The sequence below is a fragment of the Planomicrobium sp. MB-3u-38 genome (assembly GCF_002836425.1).
Lineage (GTDB): Bacteria > Bacillota > Bacilli > Bacillales_A > Planococcaceae > Planococcus > Planococcus okeanokoites.
This window is the reverse complement of record NZ_PJBO01000071.1, coordinates 58,074-77,074: the sequence shown is the minus strand read 5'-3', so window position 1 is coordinate 77,074 and position 19,001 is coordinate 58,074. Positions and strand designations below refer to the sequence as shown.

The following is a 19,001-nucleotide window of genomic DNA, read 5'->3' as shown; positions in this document are numbered from 1 at the left end:
GAACAGAAAAAAGCGGATGCCCTGGAGGCATCCGCTTTATTTATTTTATTCGACCGTCAGATAGCGGACCAAAACAGATCCTGTTTTCGTTTCGCCATAGACAAGCATTGGTGCCGCTGTTGCTGCTCCGTCTTCTTTGGAGAAACGGACCGTTTTCTGCATGAACTGCCCTTGCTCGTGGGTATGGTCGACGTCTGATAGGAGCACATCCATTTTCCCTAGATTCGAGGATACTTGCCCTTTCACCGGCAGATGGGAAGGAATATACAATTCCACATTGCCGGCCAGGGTTTTCGCTTCCACTTTCCGCGCTTCTTTGCAGCGGGAAGTGACTACGACATTGCCGTTAAGTGACTTCGTTTCAATCGTTTGAATATCGCCATCCACGTAGATCCGGCCGTTCAAGGTCTCAGTTTCAAGCACTTTCCCTTTTACGTCCTGAACTTGGATCGCGCCATTCGCAGTCTCAAGTTCGGCATCATCAAATTCACCGTTCTTCAGTTCGATTTTGCCGTTCGCCGTTTTCACTTTCAATAAAGACGCATCTATGCGCTTCATTGAGAATCCACCGTTGAACAGACGGACAGTAATCTGATTGAATTGCTTCGCTGGCACATAAAGAACAACATTGACTTGGGTCGTTTTCAACTCGCTGATGATCCGCAGCTTATTGTCATCCGCTATAAATACAAATTTATCCTGGAAATCACGTTTTGCCTGCTCCTCGGATTCTGCCCGATATGCTTTTACGCTGCATTCGGCGCGCAGCATACCGTCTTGGGAAGGATATATTTCCAGCTGGCCATTTGCGATATCTGCAATCACCGTGCTGACTTCCGTTCCTTCTTCTGCAAAGGTTTCATTGAATTGATAAGCTTCGCCGAAAGGTGAATCGAATTCCATCGTCTTTAATTTGCCGACGGATGTCTGCATGAACTGCATCATCCGGTCGCCGATTTGATTGATATCATTTGAGACATTTTTCGAAAAATCCTTCGAAAAATCTTTAGAGAATTTCTTGACCATATCTTCAGGACGGAAGAATCCGCGCTTTCCGCGTTTTTCCCGGCGGCCATAATCTTCCCTGCCATAAGAGGACTCTCTGCCTGAAGTTCCTCCGCCGTCGATCGCTTTCAACAGCTCGACAGCTTCACGTGCCGAAATCGTACCATTTTCAACCATATCCAATATGCGTTCTTTTTCACTTTGCATGTAGTGCGGCCTCCTCATCGTTCGTTTATAAAAATAATATTCTTATCATTGATACGTTCGGTGCCTGAAAAGGTTTCATTTTGCTGCTTTTTTCCGGCGGCTTGCTTTATTCATTTTTTCTTCCATTCGAGCCCGATCGCGTTCCAGGATCGGTTTCAAATACTTGCCGGTGTATGAATTTTCAACTTCGGCGATTTCTTCCGGCGTTCCTGTCGCCAGGATCGTGCCGCCTTTGTCGCCGCCTTCCGGTCCGAGATCGATTAGATAATCCGCTGTTTTAATGACATCCAGATTGTGCTCGATCGTCAGGACAGTATCCCCATTATCAACCAATTTTTGCAGCACTTTCAGCAAGCGGGATATATCATCCGCATGCAATCCCGTTGTCGGCTCATCGAGAATATAGAAAGATTTGCCGTTTGACCGTTTGTGGAGCTCTGAAGCCAATTTCACACGCTGAGCTTCACCACCGGATAAGGTCGTAGCCGGTTGGCCCATCGTAACATAGCCAAGGCCCACGTCAACAATCGTTTTAAGCTTGCGGTTGATTTTCGGGACATTTTCGAAAAATGAATATGCATCCTCGACTGTCATCGCCAAAACATCAGCGATGCTTTTATCTTTGTACTTCACTTCCAGAGTTTCCCTGTTATAACGCTTGCCATGGCACACTTCACATGGCACGTAAACGTCAGGCAGGAAGTGCATTTCTATTTTTATAATACCATCTCCGCGGCAAGCTTCACAGCGACCACCCTTGACATTGAAGCTGAATCGGCCTTTTTGGTAACCGCGAACTTTCGCTTCGTTCGTTTTTGCATAGACATCGCGAATATCATCGAAAACCCCTGTATAGGTCGCAGGATTTGACCGGGGCGTGCGTCCGATCGGCGACTGGTCAATGTCGATGACTTTCTCCAGCTGCTCGTATCCTTTTACCGATTCGGTTTTGCCGGGTTTGATTTTCGCTTTGTTCAGTTTACTCGCCAAAGTTTTATAGAGGATTTCGTTGACCAGCGTACTTTTACCGGAACCGGATACGCCGGTGACGGCTGTAAATACGCCAATCGGTATATCGACATCCACTTTTTTGAGATTGTTTTCACTTGCGCCTCGTATGGAAATGGAGCGTCCGTCCGGCTCTCTGCGTTCTGCAGGAAGCGGAATGAATTTTTTGCCGCTCAAATATTGCCCGGTAAGCGACTTTCTGTTTTTCATCACTTTTTCCGGAGTTCCTGCGGCGATGATTTCTCCTCCGTGCACCCCTGCACCCGGACCGATATCAATCAGATAATCCGCAGCAAGCATCGTGTCTTCATCATGCTCTACTACGATCAGCGTATTGCCGATATCCCGCATATTTTTCAGCGTATTGATCAACCTGTCGTTATCACGCTGATGCAGTCCGATTGATGGTTCATCCAATATATAGAGGACACCCGACAAACGTGAACCGATTTGTGTCGCCAGGCGGATGCGCTGCGCTTCCCCGCCGGACATGGTTCCGGAAGCACGGTTCAACGTCAGATAATCGAGGCCGACATTGATCAGGAAGCCAAGCCGCTCTTTAATTTCCCGCAGAATCAATAAAGAAATCTGCATATCTTTTTCCGAAAGCTCCAGATTTTTGAAGAAATCATCCGCTTCAACAATCGAGAATTCCGAAACTTTCCCGATATGCAGGCCATTTACTTTCACTGCCAGCGATTCCGGTTTCAGGCGATAGCCCGTGCACGCAGGACAAGGCTGCTCAGCCATATATCTTTCCATTTGTTCGCGCGTGTAATCCGACGAAGTTTCCCGGTAGCGGCGGTCCACATTCGATAGGACGCCTTCAAAATTGATATGATTGTCCCGGATTTGCCCATAATCATTTTCATAACGGAAACGGATTTTTTCACTTCCCGAACCGCGCAGAACCAAATTCATGTGCTCTTCCGGAAGTTCGCTGACAGGCACATCCATATCGATTTTATAATGCTTGCACAACGCTTTCAGTAATTGCGGATAATACTGGGAACTGGTCGGTTTCCAAGGAGCAATGGCATGCTCATTCAACGACAGGCTCCAATCCGGTACCACAAGGTCCGGATCAACTTCCAATTTATGGCCGAGTCCATCACATTCCGGACAGGCTCCAAACGGCGAGTTGAATGAAAACATACGGGGTTCCAATTCCCCGATGGAGAATCCGCAAATCGGACAGGCATGATGTTCACTGAACAGCAGTTCCTCCTGTTCCATAACGTCCACCAGCACACGCCCGTCACTCAGGCGCAAAGCGGATTCAAGCGAATCACTGAGGCGCGGTGCGATGCCTTCCTTCATGACGATGCGGTCTATAACCACTTCAATAGAATGTTTCTTGTTTTTATCAAGTTCAATATTATCGTCGAGGTCGAATAATTCGCCATTGACTCTTACACGGACATAACCCTGTTTTTTGATGTCTTCGAACAATTTGGCGTGCGTCCCTTTTCTGCCTGAAACAAGCGGAGCCAGGATCTGCATTTTGGTTCGTTCCGGATAGACAACCAGACGGTCCACCATTTGCTCGATGGTCTGCGAAGAAATTTCAATGCCGTGGTTCGGGCATATCGCTTTGCCGACGCGGGCATACATCAAGCGCATATAGTCGTAGATTTCCGTAACGGTTGCCACCGTTGAACGTGGGTTTTTGCTTGTCGTTTTCTGATCGATTGAAATTGCCGGCGACAAACCTTCGATCAAATCCACATCAGGCTTATCCATCTGTCCCAGAAACTGACGTGCATAAGAAGACAGCGACTCCACATAGCGACGCTGTCCTTCCGCATAGATTGTATCAAAGGCAAGTGAAGATTTCCCTGATCCCGATAAACCTGTCATAACGACCAATTTATCGCGAGGGATGGTTATATCAACGTTTTTCAGGTTATGTGCACGCGCACCCTGTATCTTTATCTCTTGATTTCTCAATCCGATCACCCTTCCGCTTTCAGTTCAAGCACAGTATCGCGCAGCTCGGCCGCCCGTTCGAAATCGAGCGCTTTTGCCGCTTCTTTCATTTCTGTTTCCAATAAAGCGATCAGCTTCAGGCGGTCTTCCTTGTTGAGCTTTTTGCCTGAAGTCGCTTTTGATACATATTCCTCCGCTTCTTCCGAAGCCACTGTTGCCCGGATAACATCGCGGATTTTCTTTTGTATGGTAATCGGCGTGATGCCGTGCTCTTCATTATATGCCGCCTGTATCGTACGCCGGCGCGTTGTTTCATCTATCGCTTTTTGCATTGAATCCGTTATTTTATCAGCGTACATGATAACCTGGCCATTTGCATTCCGCGCGGCTCGGCCCATCGTCTGGATGAGTGACCGCTCGGAACGCAGGAAGCCTTCTTTATCCGCGTCCAAAATCGTCACAAGTGAGACTTCCGGAATATCAAGTCCTTCACGCAGCAAGTTGATCCCGACCAATACATCGTAGACACCCATCCGCAATTCGCGGATGATTTCAATGCGTTCCAGTGTCTTGATCTCGGAGTGCAGATAATTCACTTTGACTCCAGCTTCTTTTAAATAGGCCGTCAAATCTTCTGACATTTTCTTTGTCAATGTCGTGATAAGCACACGCTCATCCCGTTCTGAGCGCTGCCGGATTTCATCCATCAGGTCATCGATCTGCCCTTCGATCGGACGGATTTCGATTGTTGGATCCAGCAGACCAGTCGGCCGGATGATCTGCTCGACCATTTCCGGTGTATGTTCCAGTTCATATGGACCCGGCGTTGCCGAAACAAATACCGCTTGGTCGATATGCTCCTCGAACTCAGTGAAAGTCAGCGGACGATTATCCATTGCTGAAGGCAGACGGAAACCATGGTCAACCAGCACTTTCTTTCTGGCCTGGTCACCATTGAACATTCCGCGAACCTGAGGCAGCGTGACGTGGCTTTCATCGACCACCAAGAGGAAGTCATCCGGGAAATAATCGATCAATGTATAAGGCTGCGCGCCTGGGGGACGCAAAGTCAGATGACGGGAATAGTTTTCGATCCCTGAACAGAAGCCCATTTCACGCATCATTTCCAGATCATAGCGAGTCCGTTGCTCAAGCCGCTGTGCTTCCAGTAATTTATCTTCAGCCCTCATTTCTTTCAGGCGTTCTTCCAATTCCGCTTCGATATTTTCAATGGCTTTAACCATCTTCTCTTCACGCGTAACAAAGTGGGACGCCGGGAAAATCGCGACATGTTCCCGTTCACCGATTATTTCACCAGTCAATGCGTCCACTTCCCGGATGCGGTCAATTTCGTCTCCGAAAAATTCGACACGCAAACACCTTTCATCTCTCGAAGCCGGGAAGATTTCAACAACGTCTCCGCGTACACGGAATGTCCCGCGTATGAAGTTAATGTCATTTCGTTCATATTGAACATCGACAAGTTTGCGCAAAAGCTGGTTTCGTTCAATTTCCATCCCTTTGCGCAGTGATACCACAAGTTCCCGGTATTCTTTCGGGGAACCTAAACCGTAGATGCAAGACACCGAAGCGATAACGATTACATCATCCCGTTCAAAAAGCGAAGATGTCGCCGAGTGGCGAAGCTTATCGATTTCGTCGTTGATGCTCGCGTCTTTCTCTATATAAGTATCCGACTGCGGCACATATGCCTCCGGCTGATAATAATCGTAGTAGCTGACAAAGTACTCAACCGCATTGTCCGGAAAAAATTCTTTGAACTCGCTGTACAATTGTCCTGCCAATGTTTTATTATGAGCCATTACCAGAGTCGGTTTCTTCACTTGCTGGATAACGTTTGACATTGTATAGGTCTTACCTGTACCAGTGGCACCGAGCAAGGTCTGGAACCGTTTGCCATTATAGATTCCCTTAGTCAATTCAGCAATCGCTTGCGGCTGATCGCCGGCAGGTTCGTATGGTGCTTGCAAATTGAATTCCTGTTTCATGTATATAGTCCTCCCGTTTTTCAATACCTTTATTTTATCATATGCCCTAAAATTCCCCTAACAAAAAGCGAACGTATGTTTTTTCAATGATTATATTAAGGCAAAAAAAAGAACCGCTCCTAGGAGCGGTTCTTTTTCAATCAGGATTCATCACATTTTAAAGCCTGCAATTGCTGGCTGTATCGATTAAATGCATTGCGGTCGTTAGTGTCCAGGGCTTCATCTATAAGATTCATGAGTTGTTCTTCCTGCTGTGAGCGGTGCACATGCTTTAGGAAAAGATCGAGATAAATCTCGTTCAGCAATTTTTCCGCTTCAGAAATTTTCTTTGTTTGAGCCATCGCCTTCATGAAATCAGCATAAGAATAATAGTTTTCCATTCTACCTCACCCCGAATGCTTTTCATTAGTATACATGATAAGTAATAAAAGAACAATAATTATTTTGAAAATTCCAACGATAATTAAAAGGGACTATGTTCAAAAATTAAAAAGATTGTATATTTTCCAATTATTATTATAATAGGTAGAGTACAGTAAATTTTGGGGGTGTTTTAGCATGGGCCGAAAGATTTATAATCCCTTTTCCTACACAGTCTGCAATAATACATACGCGCTGCTTCCACATGTGGAAGGTTCACGCCTGGTGACTCGGGTACTTGAAGACCGCAGTGAATTTCTGATTGAACAAACTGCATACAAGACTATTACAGGTTCCTGCTCTTTTTACCGCGGCTCCCTTGAAAGTGCTACCCTATACGCCCAAAAAGCTGTAGGAGTAAAGCACAAACCGCCCATCATCATCGACGAATATTATGGCAATCCCTTAATATTCTTCCCTACCCATTCACCGAAGAATAAAGAGTCTGTCTGGTTCAATTATGATGCCATCGACTTGATCGAAAGCGATGAGCGCGGCGGCAGCGTAGTCTATCTTGGAAATGGGCAATCCGTCTGTTTGGACGTTTCACCCGTCGCCCTTCGCAACCAGCATTCGTTTGCCGGATCTTTGAGGCGCTATTTTAAAAAAGCGCAGAATCAGCATAAACAGCAGCTGACCTACATAACCAAACGGCCGATGCCTATCCGGCCAAGGCATCTTTCTGATTAAACTTTCATTTCCGCCGTTGATAAATAGATGCGTATCAATTCTTCCACCCGGTTGCGCAAGCGCAGATTCAGGTAACGCCGATGATCCTCATATCCACCATGATAAAATACATATTCGGTGAAAGTATCATCGCCTGTGCCGCGCATCACTTTCATCTGGCGCTCCCGCATATGTATTTTGGTTTCTTTCAATTCCTTCTGCACCTGACTGATTGCCCCTTCCACCAATTCCAGGTAGGGACGTTTAAGTTTAAAAGAGCCATTTTCAAATATGCTCCTGTCACGTTCCAGTACAGAAAATACCATGGGCAGATAAATCATGTTTTCGAAATGGATGATTTCTTCCTGCGGAATCAAAGGCATATCTTCACCACCTTTACGAATTAGCCTTGATGCAGACCCCTTGCTATGTGGCTTTGACGATAAACACACGAAGGGAACGTTTGTTCTTATTTATAATTGTACTCCCTATTTCCGAAATTGCAATATGCTAAACATAATAAACCTCCGCGCAGGATGCGCGGAGGTTTATTTTATGGAACGATAGACAATCAATGACGCCACGAAGGCTGCGGAAGAAACCCATAAATACGGTTCGTGCGAAAACCAAACGGAGATGGAAATTCCGGTGAAAGACAAAATACTGAAGATGCCGGCGAACATCCGGCTCTGAAGATCTCTCCGATATTCCCGAATACGTCCATCGCGGTTTTCAAGATAATTGCGCATCCGTTCCGGTTCCTCAAGATAATTGATGACTTTTTGCGGGAACACACGGAGTGGGCCGGTCGAATTCAGCAACCAACGCAACACATCGCCTCTTCCGAATACTTTCTCCCCTTCTTTTTGTGACGATGCCCATTCCAATATACGCGGCCGTGCCAACGCCATCAAATCCACTTTTGGATTCAGCACATGCAGGACGCCGACAAAGATTGAAACGGCCCGACCAAAAAAGGCGAATTCAGAAGGAAGCTGGACAGGCTGGGTACGGACAATTGATTGCAGATCTTTCATCAGCCTTTCGACTACAAAGCTATCCATCGCCATCAGCTCATTCGACTCATAGGCTGTAACCAGACGCGCTATTGCATCTTTCAACACTTCGCGGTCGGCATGCGGCAAAAGGAAGCGGAGTTCTTCCAGTCCATTTAAAACCTGATCATAATTTTTGAAGATGATGCCTTCCGCTATCCGAAGGACCGACTGCGAGTCGGATTTCCGGATAACACCGGTCATGCCGAAATCAATCAGCACTATCGTGCCGTCTCTTTTTAAGAGAATATTTCCTCCATGCGGATCGGCGTGGAATTGCCCGCCGTAAAGAACCTGTTCCAGGAAGAGGATGAACAACCGCTCCGAGATTTCAAAACGGTCCAGGTTATATTTTTCGATAAAAGCAAGATCGGTGATCCGGGCGCCTTCGATCCAATCCATGACCAGCACATGGCGAGTGGATAAATTATCAAAATAACGGGGAAACTCGATGCCGTCCATTTCATCAAAACGTTCAGCAAAGCTTCGGCCATTCTGTAATTCCTGCTGGAAGTTCAATTCAGCGCCGATGGTCTCTGTCATTTCTAAGTATAATTTCGTGAAATCGACTTGTTTCGTAAAGCCGGTAAACCTTCTTGCCATCCAGATTACGATGCGCACCGCCTGAAAATCCGCGCGTAAGATGCGGCCAGTACCCGGCCGTTGCACTTTAATCGCTACTTCGGTGCCGTCTTTCAGTATTCCCTTGTACACTTCTCCAATTGATGCTGAAGCGATTGCTTCATCAGAAAGATGTGTCAAATAGGTGGTATGCGGAGTATTCCATTCCCGTTCGAGGACAGCGACGATTTTTTCCCTGTCCACGGAGGGTACACGGTCTGTCAGGCCTTCCAATTCAGCCAGGAAACTTGGCGGCATGATATCTGCCCGGGTCGACAAGAACTGTCCAAGCTTGATCATCAGTCCACCGAGTTGGAGAGCGAGAATCTTATACTCCTTGGCCATTCCGGTAACCAGCTTGGTCCACTTTTCTTCAACCAGCGGATTCCAATTGCCGCGGTGGCGCTTCTGGAAGAACGTTGCCCGCATAAAGAATTTTACAGCCATAAAAACGATTCGATAAACACGTATAAAGGTAATCTGATTCATAAGCGGGGTCCCTCCTTGAGTTCATTATAGGGACTGATGGCGGAATAGTCCAAAAAGTGGTATGTTTTTATATGGATGGCAATCAGAAAAAGGGGGATGGAAATGGAATCAATCCATTACGAACAAAAAGGGAATCTGGCTTTCATCACATTGAACCGCCCGGATGCGATGAACGCTTTTAATTATGACATGCTGACGGAACTCGGCCAGGTGGTCGAAGCAATCCGCATCAATCCAGACATCCGTGTCGTGGTCTTTACCGGTGCCGGTGAAAAAGCATTCAGTGTCGGCGCTGATTTGAAAGAACGGAAAACATTGACGGATCAGCACGTAAAACGGAATATTTATAAAATCGGTGAAGTTTTTTCCACCATTGAAAATCTTCCGCAGCCCACTATCGCCATGATTAACGGCTTTGCTTTCGGCGGCGGCATGGAGCTGGCGCTGGCGTGTGATTTCCGTATTACCGCTGAAAACACACTGCTTGGCCTGACTGAAACGAGTCTCGCCATTATTCCAGGGGCAGGTGGAACGCAGCGCCTGCCAAGGCTGATCGGTGAATCGAAAGCGATGGAACTGATATTGACCGCTCGGCGGCTGAAACCGGCTGAAGCGCTCGATTATGGACTTGTTACACGGGTTGCGCCACTTGAAGAGCTCGCAAAAGTAACCGGTGAATTTGCCGATTCGATGCTGGCAAATGGACCGATTGCGCTGCAGCAAGCAAAATTCGCCATTAAAAACGGGATGAATGCAGACCTGCAAACGGGACTTCACATCGAAAGAAAAGCGTACGAATTGACGATTCCAACAGAAGACCGCGTCGAAGCATTGCTTGCTTTCGGTGAAAAGCGCAAACCTGTGTTTAAAGGGAAATAAAAATACTTAGATAATCAATAAAAGCCATCCGTCAACCGGATGGCTTTTTTACGCATTCTATTGTGAAACGGTCAGCTTCTGTTAATCATTACGCTTTAGGTGGACGCTTTCCGCGGGGAGCGGCCTGAGCCTCCTCATCGCTGACGCTCTTGCGGGGTCTCAGGACTCGCTCTGTTTCCCGCAGGAGTCGCCACCTGCCGCTTCATTCTCGAATCATCTAAAATTGAAGTCCCTGCTTTTTAAAGAGATATTGCAATTAACTGTTTCTCTATATAGAAAACGTTTAGAGATATGGAGCAAAACACCGAAGACGCCTTGGGGGGCAGAACTGGAGTTGGCTTTCCAACTCCAGTTCGAGCAAAGTGCTGAGATCCACTCGGGTGAAGTGCAACGAGACCGAGTTAGCTCAGCGCGAGCCCCCGGCAAGCGAAGCTGTTTTGCGGAATATCGATTATTAAAAACTATTAGTTAAACTTATATAGTTTTATTATAAGTACTTTTCCATCCAGCCTGTGATCTGTTCCAGACGGGCAAAGCGCAAGTTCGGCTTGCCTGTGCGGGACAGGTTGTGGTCAGCCTCAGGGAAACGGACGAATTCCGTTTCTTTCCCCATGCTCTTGAGAGTAATATATAATTGCTCCGCTTGTTCGATCGGGCAACGGTAATCATTTTCAGAATGCAAAATCAATAAAGGCGTTTCCACGTTTTTCGCGTATTTCAGAGGAGAATGCTGCCACAGCTTATCAACGTCTGTCATATCTGCCTGCATCTGCCATTCAGAGAAATAATAGCCGATGTCAGAGACGCCAAAGAATGAAATCCAGTTGGAAATGGAACGCTGTGTTACAGCTGCCTTGAAACGGTTGTCATGGCCGACAATCCAGTTGGTCATGAAGCCGCCGTAACTGCCGCCTGTAACCCCGAGACGATCTGAGTCGATCCAGTCGTTGGCTTCAATTGCACCGTCGAGTGATTTCATAATATCCTCGTAATCACCACCGCCGTAATCACCGCGCACAGCATCGACAAATTCCTGGCTGTAGCCGTGGCTGCCACGTGGGTTGACGTATAATACTCCGAATCCGCGGGCTGCGAGCAATTGCATTTCGTGGAAGAATGAGTTGGCATACATCGCATGCGGACCGCCGTGGATGTTAACCACCAAAGGATATTTCTTCCCTTTCTTGAATCCGTGAGGCTTCATCAGCCAGCCATGGACAGCCCAGTCCTTGGCGCCTTTGGCAATGATCAATTCCGGTGCCACCAATTCTGTTTCATCCAAATAGGCTTTATTGAAATAAGTCAGTGCTTTCCGTTCGCCTGTCGCAATCGTCAACAGATAAAGTTCGCCCGGTTCAACAGGGTTTGAAATTGTCGCAAGCGCGAACTCGCCGCTGCGCGCAATATCGTAACCATAGACATGTTCCATATCCGGTGAAGCCGGATAAACTGCGCCGTCAAGCGAGGCGAAATACAGGCGAACGTCGCCCATGGTCGACACCTGGAAATAAAGATGATCGTCCTTTGTCCAAACGACGCCAGGTGCGTTTGCACTTTGCTGATGATCCGCCACAACGTAATCACCGACAGGAACATCCATGCCTTCCGTCAGGCAGATGGACGTGCTAGATGCAAGAGTGTGGACATAAAGTTCCGTGTGGGTCGCATTTTGAAATTGGCGTGTGCTGCCGATGTAAGCGATATATGCGTCGTCATGTGAAAATACGGCATCGCCGAAATAGCCTTCTTCATCGACAAGGGCTGTTTCTTTTTTACTCTCAACATCATAGATGAAAAGCGGCTGGCGGAACACAAAATCCAGATTCTCTTCGCGGGTAACTCCATAAACAAGCTTGCTTCCGTCATGCGAAACAGCTTCCAAACCATGGTGATGCGATCCTTCCGTTACTTGTTCCACTTCTTTCGTTTCAATGTCGATGACACCAATCTGCCGATGAAATTCTTTCGGCAATAACCCCATGCCATCCATTTTGTATTTCATTTTATCCACGACGTAAGGTTCCGGTTGTTTCTTTTCTTCTTTTTCTTCCTTGTCGGTAAAAGTCTTGCCTTCCTTCACCATTGCGTCGAACCAGATTTTTTTATTACATGGCGACCAGCGGAAGCTGTTTACGCCTTTTTCAAAATCGGTCAGCCCGCGTGCTTCCCCGCCTTTTGCGGACATGATATATAATTGGTTCTTCTCTGTGCGGTCAGACAAGAACGCCACAGCTTTACCATCTTCCGACCATTGAGGAGAAGAAACGCGCTGCTTGCCGTGTGTCCATTGCGTCAATTCCCCATTCGCAATTTCAATGTGCCACAGATTTGTTATGTATGTATTTTCTTCTTCATCGATATGAGTCTTAACGAATACCGCTTCTGTGCCGTCCGGCGAAATATGCGGATCTGCCACGGATATCAATTTCGTTAAATCTTTTACTTCCACTGCTTTTTTAGCCACATTGTTTCCTCCTCGAAACTATTTCGATTCTCGCAATACTTACTCTTTCACTATAATGAAAAGTGTCAGTACTTTCAATGTATTTCGAAATTAATGAATCACATCTTTTTTGACGCGAAAACAAAAACCCCCAGCTTTTTACGCTGGGGGTTCCTCTCTGTTCATTGCTGTTTCAATGCCTGATCTTTCAAAGAACGCCGCAGGATTTTGCCTGTTGTGTTTTTCGGCAGTTCATCCAGGATTTCAAAATTCTTCGGCACTTTATATTTCGCTAAATGTTCCGAGCAGTATTTATGCAGGTCGCCAGTTGTATGAACCGGATCCTTCAAAACGACATAGGCATTGATCGATTCACCGAAGTCTGCATCCGGCAAGCCGACAACGGCAGCTTCTGATACTCCTGGATGCGCAAACAGCACTTCTTCGACTTCGCGCGGATAAACATTATACCCGCCAACGATGATCATATCTTTTTTACGGTCTACGATGAAGAAATAACCTTCTTCATCGACTGTAGCCAAGTCCCCTGTATACAGCCATCCGTCTTTGATGGCCGCATTCGTTTCCTCAGGCATTTTATAATAGCCTTTCATGACATTCGGTCCGCGGACGATCAATTCGCCTACTTCACCGACAGCCACTTCTTCTCCGAGCTCATTGACGACTTTATTCTCGACATTGACAATCGATGTTCCAATTGAACCGGCTTTGCGTTCACGGTCAATCGGGTTGAAACATGTAACAGGTGAAGCTTCAGACAGACCATAGCCTTCTGAAATCCGCACATTGAATTTATCCTCGAAATTATGAAGCAAGGCAACCGGAAGTGCCGAACCGCCAGAGATGGCCATACGGATGCTATCAAAATCAGATGGCTGAGCTTCAGGGAATTGATACATGAAATTGTACATGGTCGGTACACCCGCAAATACTGTCGCTTTTGTCGATTTAATCGCATCAAAGACATCTTTCGGGTTAAAGCGCGGTACAAGAATGATTGTAGCTCCCTGAATCAATGGAGCATTAACAACAACCGTCAATGCGAATACATGGAATACCGGCAGTGTAGCAATAACACGGTCAGCTGATGAAATCTTCAAGTATTCACCTACATCACGTGCATTGGAATAGAGGTTGCCATGTGTCAGCATTGCACCTTTCGGTTTACCCGTCGTTCCTGATGTATACAAGATCACTGCCGTGTCGTCGACTTCAACTTCCACAGGCAATGTAACTGACGAGGCATTGAACAGCAAACTGCTGAATGCATGAACTTTTCCTTTGACGGCATCAGGCAATTGTTTCATCTTATCCGCCGCTGCTGGATCTGTTTCACAAATGATATAGGATTTTACTGCCGGCAGCGCCATGTGCGCTTTTTCAACCAACGGCAACAGAGCATCCAGGGCGATGACAACATTCGCATCACTGTTATTCACTATGTAAGCGATTTCATCCGGGGTATAAATAGGATTGATCGGCACAGCAGTAGCTCCAAGACGCATAGTCGCATATAAGGAAATCAGGAAATGAGGTGTATTGCTCAAAAGAAAGGCAACATGATCCCCTTTTTTAACTCCCAATGATTCAAGTGCATTTGCAAATTTTCCTACTGTCTGTTCAAATTCCCCATAAGAAGTGTCTTTACCCATAAAGTGGTAAGCTGCTTTCGATGGATTTTGCCCTGCTATTTCGTGCACACGTTTAACCAAGTTCATCTTTGCATCCCTCTTTCATATTGAATGAATACTCATTCATAATCGTCGCTTTCTTCATTATAAAATAAATCTTCAGACAATACAACAGACACCGTGAAAATCACGATGCCTGCAAATGTGTTATATAACGCCAGCGTATCAAATAAAAATAAAGCAATTGGACAATCGTGAAGCCTGCCAGTACAATGGCCATCTCGCCCAGGATGGAAAGTTCCGCAAATTCATCCCACACAACCTGCAGTGAAATAAAAGCGAAACTGCTGTGCAACAGCGCAATTGTCCATGGCAGGAAGAATTGCGGCACTAATTGGCGGTTGACGACTTTAAGCAATTCCTTTTCCGTCATGCCAAGACGCACCAGAAGAGCATATTGTTTCCGGTCCCTCTCCAGGCCAGTGTAAAGCTTAAAGTAGATAAAGCTTCCCGCAGCCAACAGGAACACCAGCGCAACCATGACCCCGATAAACAACATCAGCGCAAATGAAGATTTGAACCATCGGTAGTCTTCACCAGGGTTTTCAAAATAATAGGAAATCTGATTGAAATCCCCGGTATCGAATGCTGCAGCCATCTGTTCTGACAGCGAAGTGCCGATGCCGAGGGTAGCAGTCCAATCCGAAACGTGGAAGGCATAATAGCTGAAGGAAGATTGATCTTCAGTAAAACCAAGCAGCGGTTCATCGATTTCATCAAAATCCCTGTCATTGACGATGATGCTGTTGGCATTCAAAGTATGGTTGGGAAACAGGATATGCGGATAGGCTGAAGCGATTTCAAGCGGTACTCCACTCTCGAGCAGCACAGTCTCAGTCATTGTTTCATTTAACGCCGCAAGGGACTCCTGCGAATAAGGCACGAAGACCCCTTCACCTTCTGCCGGACTGACTGGCTCATGGCCGAGTGTCGAAGCAAGGCGGTTGAACTCGGATGCTTTCAGGATATCGACTTCATTGCCGCTCGCAGCGGATGTCTGCCTTTTAATCGTCAATTGGGCGACATCGTATGCCAGCCCCTTTTGCTCCAGCTGATTCTCCAGCAATGAAATATGTTCATCTTCTTCCGCATTGTCTTCAAAAGAAATATAAATCAGGCTTAAGGGATTCGATTCCCTAAAATCCCCGGTATATGAAGTAAACGATGCCAGCGTCCCCACTGTCAAAAAGGCTATTGTCGATACGATGGTTACGATGAAGAACATCTGAGCGCTGTCTTTCAATTTGACGGATGCATCCGCAATCGAAACAAGCCGCGTCTTATGCCAGAAAACGGATTTATTTCTTTTATACAGATTGAGGAATGCGTGGATTGAGTGTGTAAAGAAAAGGTATGTCCCAATCGTCGCGAGCGGCGGAATGATAAATGCCATGATATAGACGGTATCGTCTTCCACTAAAGCGGCGAGTGTATAGGCAATCACCAAAAAGATGACGCCGGCTGCCGACAGGGCGAAAGAACTCTTCCCCACTTCATCGGCACGCCAGTAACCCTGCAATAAATTCAGGACACGCTTCGTCCTGATAAAACCCACACTGATAAATGAAATGATGATGAACAGGCTGGCGAAGGCGCCAATCGTCAACAGGAATGGTTCCCAGCTGAGATACAGCGGAAGCGATTCAAGTTCCATGATTTCACGGCCGATCATAAAGAAGAATTTCGAAAAAGCAAAACCGAAAGCGATGCCCGATGCTGTAGAAATACTGCCAAGAATCATCATTTCGAAAAAGATCATTTTGCTCAACTGCCGTTTGGTCATCCCAAGATGCACCAATACCCCGAACTCCTTCGAACGCGCCTGTAAAAATGCGCTCATCGAATAGAACAGGAAAAACAGTGTAAAGATATACAGGACGACTTCCGCGATCAGCATTCCGCGGACCGCCATCGTTCCCAGCCCGTCCTCTTCGAACAATGGATGGAAGATGAACATCGAGTAAACAAAGAACACCATTACAGAAACGACACTGGCAAGAAAAAAAGCCGCGTAGCTCCTTAAATTGCGCAGCACATTACGGTAAGCGAGCTGCCGAAAGGTCATTCACATTGCCTCCCAACAAAGACAGTACATTTAAGATGCGCTGATAAAAAGTCTGGCGCCGTTCATCACTGTAGATTTCATTGAAGAATTCACCATCTTTTATAAACAGCACCCGGTTGCAATAGCTGGCCGCAATCGGATCATGTGTCACCATGATGATTGTCGCGCCTTCCTCTTTATTAATGCCTGACAGCAGCTCCAACACTTCACGGGAAGTTTTGGAATCCAGATTGCCGGTGGGTTCATCCGCCAGGATCAAATCCGGCTGATGAATCAGCGCGCGCCCGATTGCGGTGCGCTGGGCTTCACCACCCGAGATCTCATTCGGCCTCTTATGGAGGATCGGCTTCAGGCTGAGCCGGTCTGCGATGCCCATGACTCTCTTCGCCATTTTATCCAGCGGAACATAATCGAGCGTCAACGGCAGCACCAGATTCTCTTCGACCGTCAGCATCTGTAAAAGGTTGAAATCCTGAAAAACGAAACCCAATTTTCTTCTGCGGAACAGCGCCAGATCATTTTTGCCCAGTTCATGGGGATTGACGCCGTCAATCAGAATATTTCCCGACGTAAGGTCGTCGATTGTTGAGATCAGGTTCAGCAAAGTGGTCTTGCCGCTGCCCGATGGTCCCATGATTGCAAGGAACTCCCCTTTTTCCACTTCAAACCCCAATTGATTTATAGCGCGATGCGTGACTTTACCTTCATAGACTTTAGTGACGTCATCAATTTTTACTAACGGCATTTTTATCCTCCTAAGAAACGGTGTCCTGATTTGAAAACAGGATGGATATTGTTGTACCTTGGCCAACTGCGGATTCGATCGTCAGTTCATGGCCAAGCCTCTCGCATACTTCCTTCGCGATATAAAGTCCCATTCCAGTGGATTCGGCTGTTTTCCTGCCATTTTCACCTGTAAAGAAAGCTTTTGTCACTCTGGCTAAATCGGTGGATGGTATGCCGATTCCTTCGTCGCTGATCGAAAGGTTCATGTGGCTGTTGTGGCAGGAAGCAGTAATATAAACTTTTTTATCCTTTTCAAATGTATATTTGACAGCGTTTGTAATAAGCTGGCCCAGTACGAACTTCATCCACTTGCGATCGGTGGCGGCGACGAAATTTTCATCGACCTCAATAACCGGATAGACTTGTTTGGAAATGAATAAACGTTTGTTTTCAGTAATGATTTCCCTGGCCAAAGAATGGAGATTCACTTTTTCAATCTGCATATCCTGTTCAAATGTATCTAACCGGGCATTCATCAGCACCGTATCCAGACTGGCTTTGAGACGCTCAATTTCTTCGGATACACTGTTTTTATCCAGTTCATCAGGATTTTGCAGCAACAGCTGGATAACCGAAATCGGGGTTTTCATCTGATGCACCCATTGGTTCATGAATTGAAGATGCCTTGACTGGGCAGCATACAGCGCCTGTGCTTCGTTTTGATAAACTTTATATAACTTATGCAGGTATAGATCGTTTTGGATCTGTTCGGGCGACCTGCCTTCTTTTTGGAGCATATGCTCCATCGAAACCGGCGTTTCACTGATTTTCCGGTAATAGCGATAACGCTTGATATAGCGGGCGCCAAGGAACGCGCTAGTCAACAGGATGCTGATGACAAATGAATATATGGCTGTATCCATGTTCCGAAAGCCGTCCAGCCAATAAAGGATAGTGATAAAAGCGACCAGCACTGCCTGAAACACCATAAAAGCTGCATGTTCTTTGAGGAAGAGGCGTAGCATTAAAGTTCCCCCTCATCGATCAACAGGCGATAACCCGCCCCCCGAACAGTTTCAATGGCGGATTGAACATTATAATCCGCCAGTTTCTTGCGCACGCGGGTCATATTCACATTAAGGGTATTCTCATCCACAAATGCCTGATCATCCCAAAGTTCTTCCAATAATTGTTCCCTTGAAACCACTTTCGGATAATGCGCGAGCAACAGGCCAAGCACCACTGCCTCTTTCTTTTGCAACGGAATCACTTCGTTTTTCACGTGCAGCTCCATCCGTTCCATATATAAAGTGAGACGGCCTGCTTTCACCGTTCTCTCTTCCTGCTTCAAAGCATATTCACCGAAAGCCCTGCGAAGATGGCTTCTTATTTTTGCAAGGACGATTTCATAATGGAAAGGTTTCGTAATGAAATCATCCCCTCCATTTTCCAAAGCGAAAATCTGGTCCATTTCACCGGAGCGTGCAGAGATGAAAATGATGGGGCACGTGGTTGTCAAACGAAGCTGCCTGCACCAGTAATAGCCGTCATAGGAGGGAAGATTGATATCCAGCAGAATCAGGTGAGGATCGAAGGCTTCGGCCTCTTCCAGAATTCGGTCGAAATCTTTGGCAGTTTCCACTTCATAATGATATTTACGGAGTGTTTCCGCCAGCATCTCAGCAATTTTCAAATCATCTTCCACGATAAATATTCGCTGCGTCAACATAACGATCCCCCTTTCCTTTTTCTTTCCATTCTAAC

Annotated in this window: 14 protein-coding genes; 2 read left to right on the top strand and 12 right to left on the bottom strand. The window is 46.5% G+C overall.

Features of this window, described 5'->3' with window-relative positions; translation table 11 throughout:
- Window positions 1–45: 45 nt before the first annotated feature.
- The 4 genes from CXF70_RS14595 to CXF70_RS14580 all read right to left on the bottom strand — a co-directional run bounded on the left by CXF70_RS14595 (window position 46) and on the right by CXF70_RS14580 (window position 6,538).
- Window positions 46–1,212 (bottom strand): DUF4097 family beta strand repeat-containing protein, encoded by a 1,167-nt coding sequence (locus CXF70_RS14595; protein WP_101803278.1) that lies wholly within the window; start codon window positions 1,210–1,212, stop codon window positions 46–48.
- A 75-nt stretch (window positions 1,213–1,287) separates the two neighbouring features.
- Window positions 1,288–4,170, bottom strand: a complete 2,883-nt coding sequence (gene uvrA, locus CXF70_RS14590; protein ID WP_101803344.1) for an excinuclease ABC subunit UvrA — start codon at window positions 4,168–4,170, stop codon at window positions 1,288–1,290.
- 5 nt (window positions 4,171–4,175) lie between these two features.
- Window positions 4,176–6,158: an excinuclease ABC subunit UvrB gene (gene uvrB / locus CXF70_RS14585; RefSeq protein ID WP_084242555.1), complete on the bottom strand. Its 1,983-nt coding sequence runs from the start codon at window positions 6,156–6,158 to the stop codon at window positions 4,176–4,178.
- 140 nt (window positions 6,159–6,298) lie between these two features.
- Entirely contained in the window at window positions 6,299–6,538 is a 240-nt protein-coding gene (locus CXF70_RS14580) for an IDEAL domain-containing protein (protein WP_084242556.1), read from the bottom strand.
- Window positions 6,539–6,716: 178 nt separating this feature from the next.
- On the opposite strand from CXF70_RS14580, the gene CXF70_RS14575 reads away from it, so the two are divergent.
- Window positions 6,717–7,268 carry a competence protein ComK gene (locus CXF70_RS14575; protein WP_101803277.1) on the top strand — a complete coding sequence of 184 codons (552 nt, stop codon included), beginning with the start codon at window positions 6,717–6,719 and terminating at the stop codon, window positions 7,266–7,268.
- Here CXF70_RS14575 and CXF70_RS14570 read toward each other — a convergent pair.
- On the bottom strand, window positions 7,265–7,630 hold the full coding sequence (locus CXF70_RS14570; protein WP_101803276.1) for a YhjD family protein: 366 nt from the start codon (window positions 7,628–7,630) through the stop codon (window positions 7,265–7,267). The genes CXF70_RS14575 and CXF70_RS14570 overlap by 4 nt on opposite strands.
- 165 nt (window positions 7,631–7,795) lie before the next feature.
- Window positions 7,796–9,412, bottom strand: a complete 1,617-nt coding sequence (locus CXF70_RS14565) for an ABC1 kinase family protein (RefSeq protein WP_101803275.1) — start codon at window positions 9,410–9,412, stop codon at window positions 7,796–7,798.
- A 102-nt stretch (window positions 9,413–9,514) separates the two neighbouring features.
- Here CXF70_RS14565 and CXF70_RS14560 point away from each other — a divergent pair, with 102 nt between their 5' ends.
- Window positions 9,515–10,291: an enoyl-CoA hydratase-related protein gene (locus CXF70_RS14560; RefSeq protein WP_101803274.1), complete on the top strand. Its 777-nt coding sequence runs from the start codon at window positions 9,515–9,517 to the stop codon at window positions 10,289–10,291.
- A 487-nt stretch (window positions 10,292–10,778) separates the two neighbouring features.
- Here CXF70_RS14560 and CXF70_RS14555 read toward each other — a convergent pair whose 3' ends face one another.
- From CXF70_RS14555 to CXF70_RS14530, 6 genes are all read right to left on the bottom strand, one after another.
- Window positions 10,779–12,755: a S9 family peptidase gene (locus tag CXF70_RS14555; protein WP_101803273.1), complete on the bottom strand. Its 1,977-nt coding sequence runs from the start codon at window positions 12,753–12,755 to the stop codon at window positions 10,779–10,781.
- Between the two features lie 161 nt (window positions 12,756–12,916).
- On the bottom strand, window positions 12,917–14,473 hold the full coding sequence (locus CXF70_RS14550; protein WP_101803272.1) for a fatty acid--CoA ligase family protein: 1,557 nt from the start codon (window positions 14,471–14,473) through the stop codon (window positions 12,917–12,919).
- Window positions 14,474–14,573: 100 nt separating this feature from the next.
- On the bottom strand, window positions 14,574–16,511 hold the full coding sequence (locus CXF70_RS14545; protein WP_101803271.1) for an ABC transporter permease: 1,938 nt from the start codon (window positions 16,509–16,511) through the stop codon (window positions 14,574–14,576).
- Entirely contained in the window at window positions 16,483–17,256 is a 774-nt protein-coding gene (locus CXF70_RS14540; RefSeq protein ID WP_084242564.1) for an ABC transporter ATP-binding protein, read from the bottom strand. The genes CXF70_RS14545 and CXF70_RS14540 overlap by 29 nt, the downstream gene beginning before the upstream one ends.
- A 10-nt stretch (window positions 17,257–17,266) precedes the next feature.
- Complete coding sequence (locus CXF70_RS14535) at window positions 17,267–18,262, bottom strand: sensor histidine kinase (protein WP_101803270.1); 996 nt, start codon at window positions 18,260–18,262, stop codon at window positions 17,267–17,269.
- On the bottom strand, window positions 18,262–18,966 hold the full coding sequence (locus tag CXF70_RS14530) for a response regulator transcription factor (RefSeq protein ID WP_084242566.1): 705 nt from the start codon (window positions 18,964–18,966) through the stop codon (window positions 18,262–18,264). The genes CXF70_RS14535 and CXF70_RS14530 overlap by 1 nt, the downstream gene beginning before the upstream one ends.
- Between the last annotated feature and the right edge of the window lie 35 nt (window positions 18,967–19,001).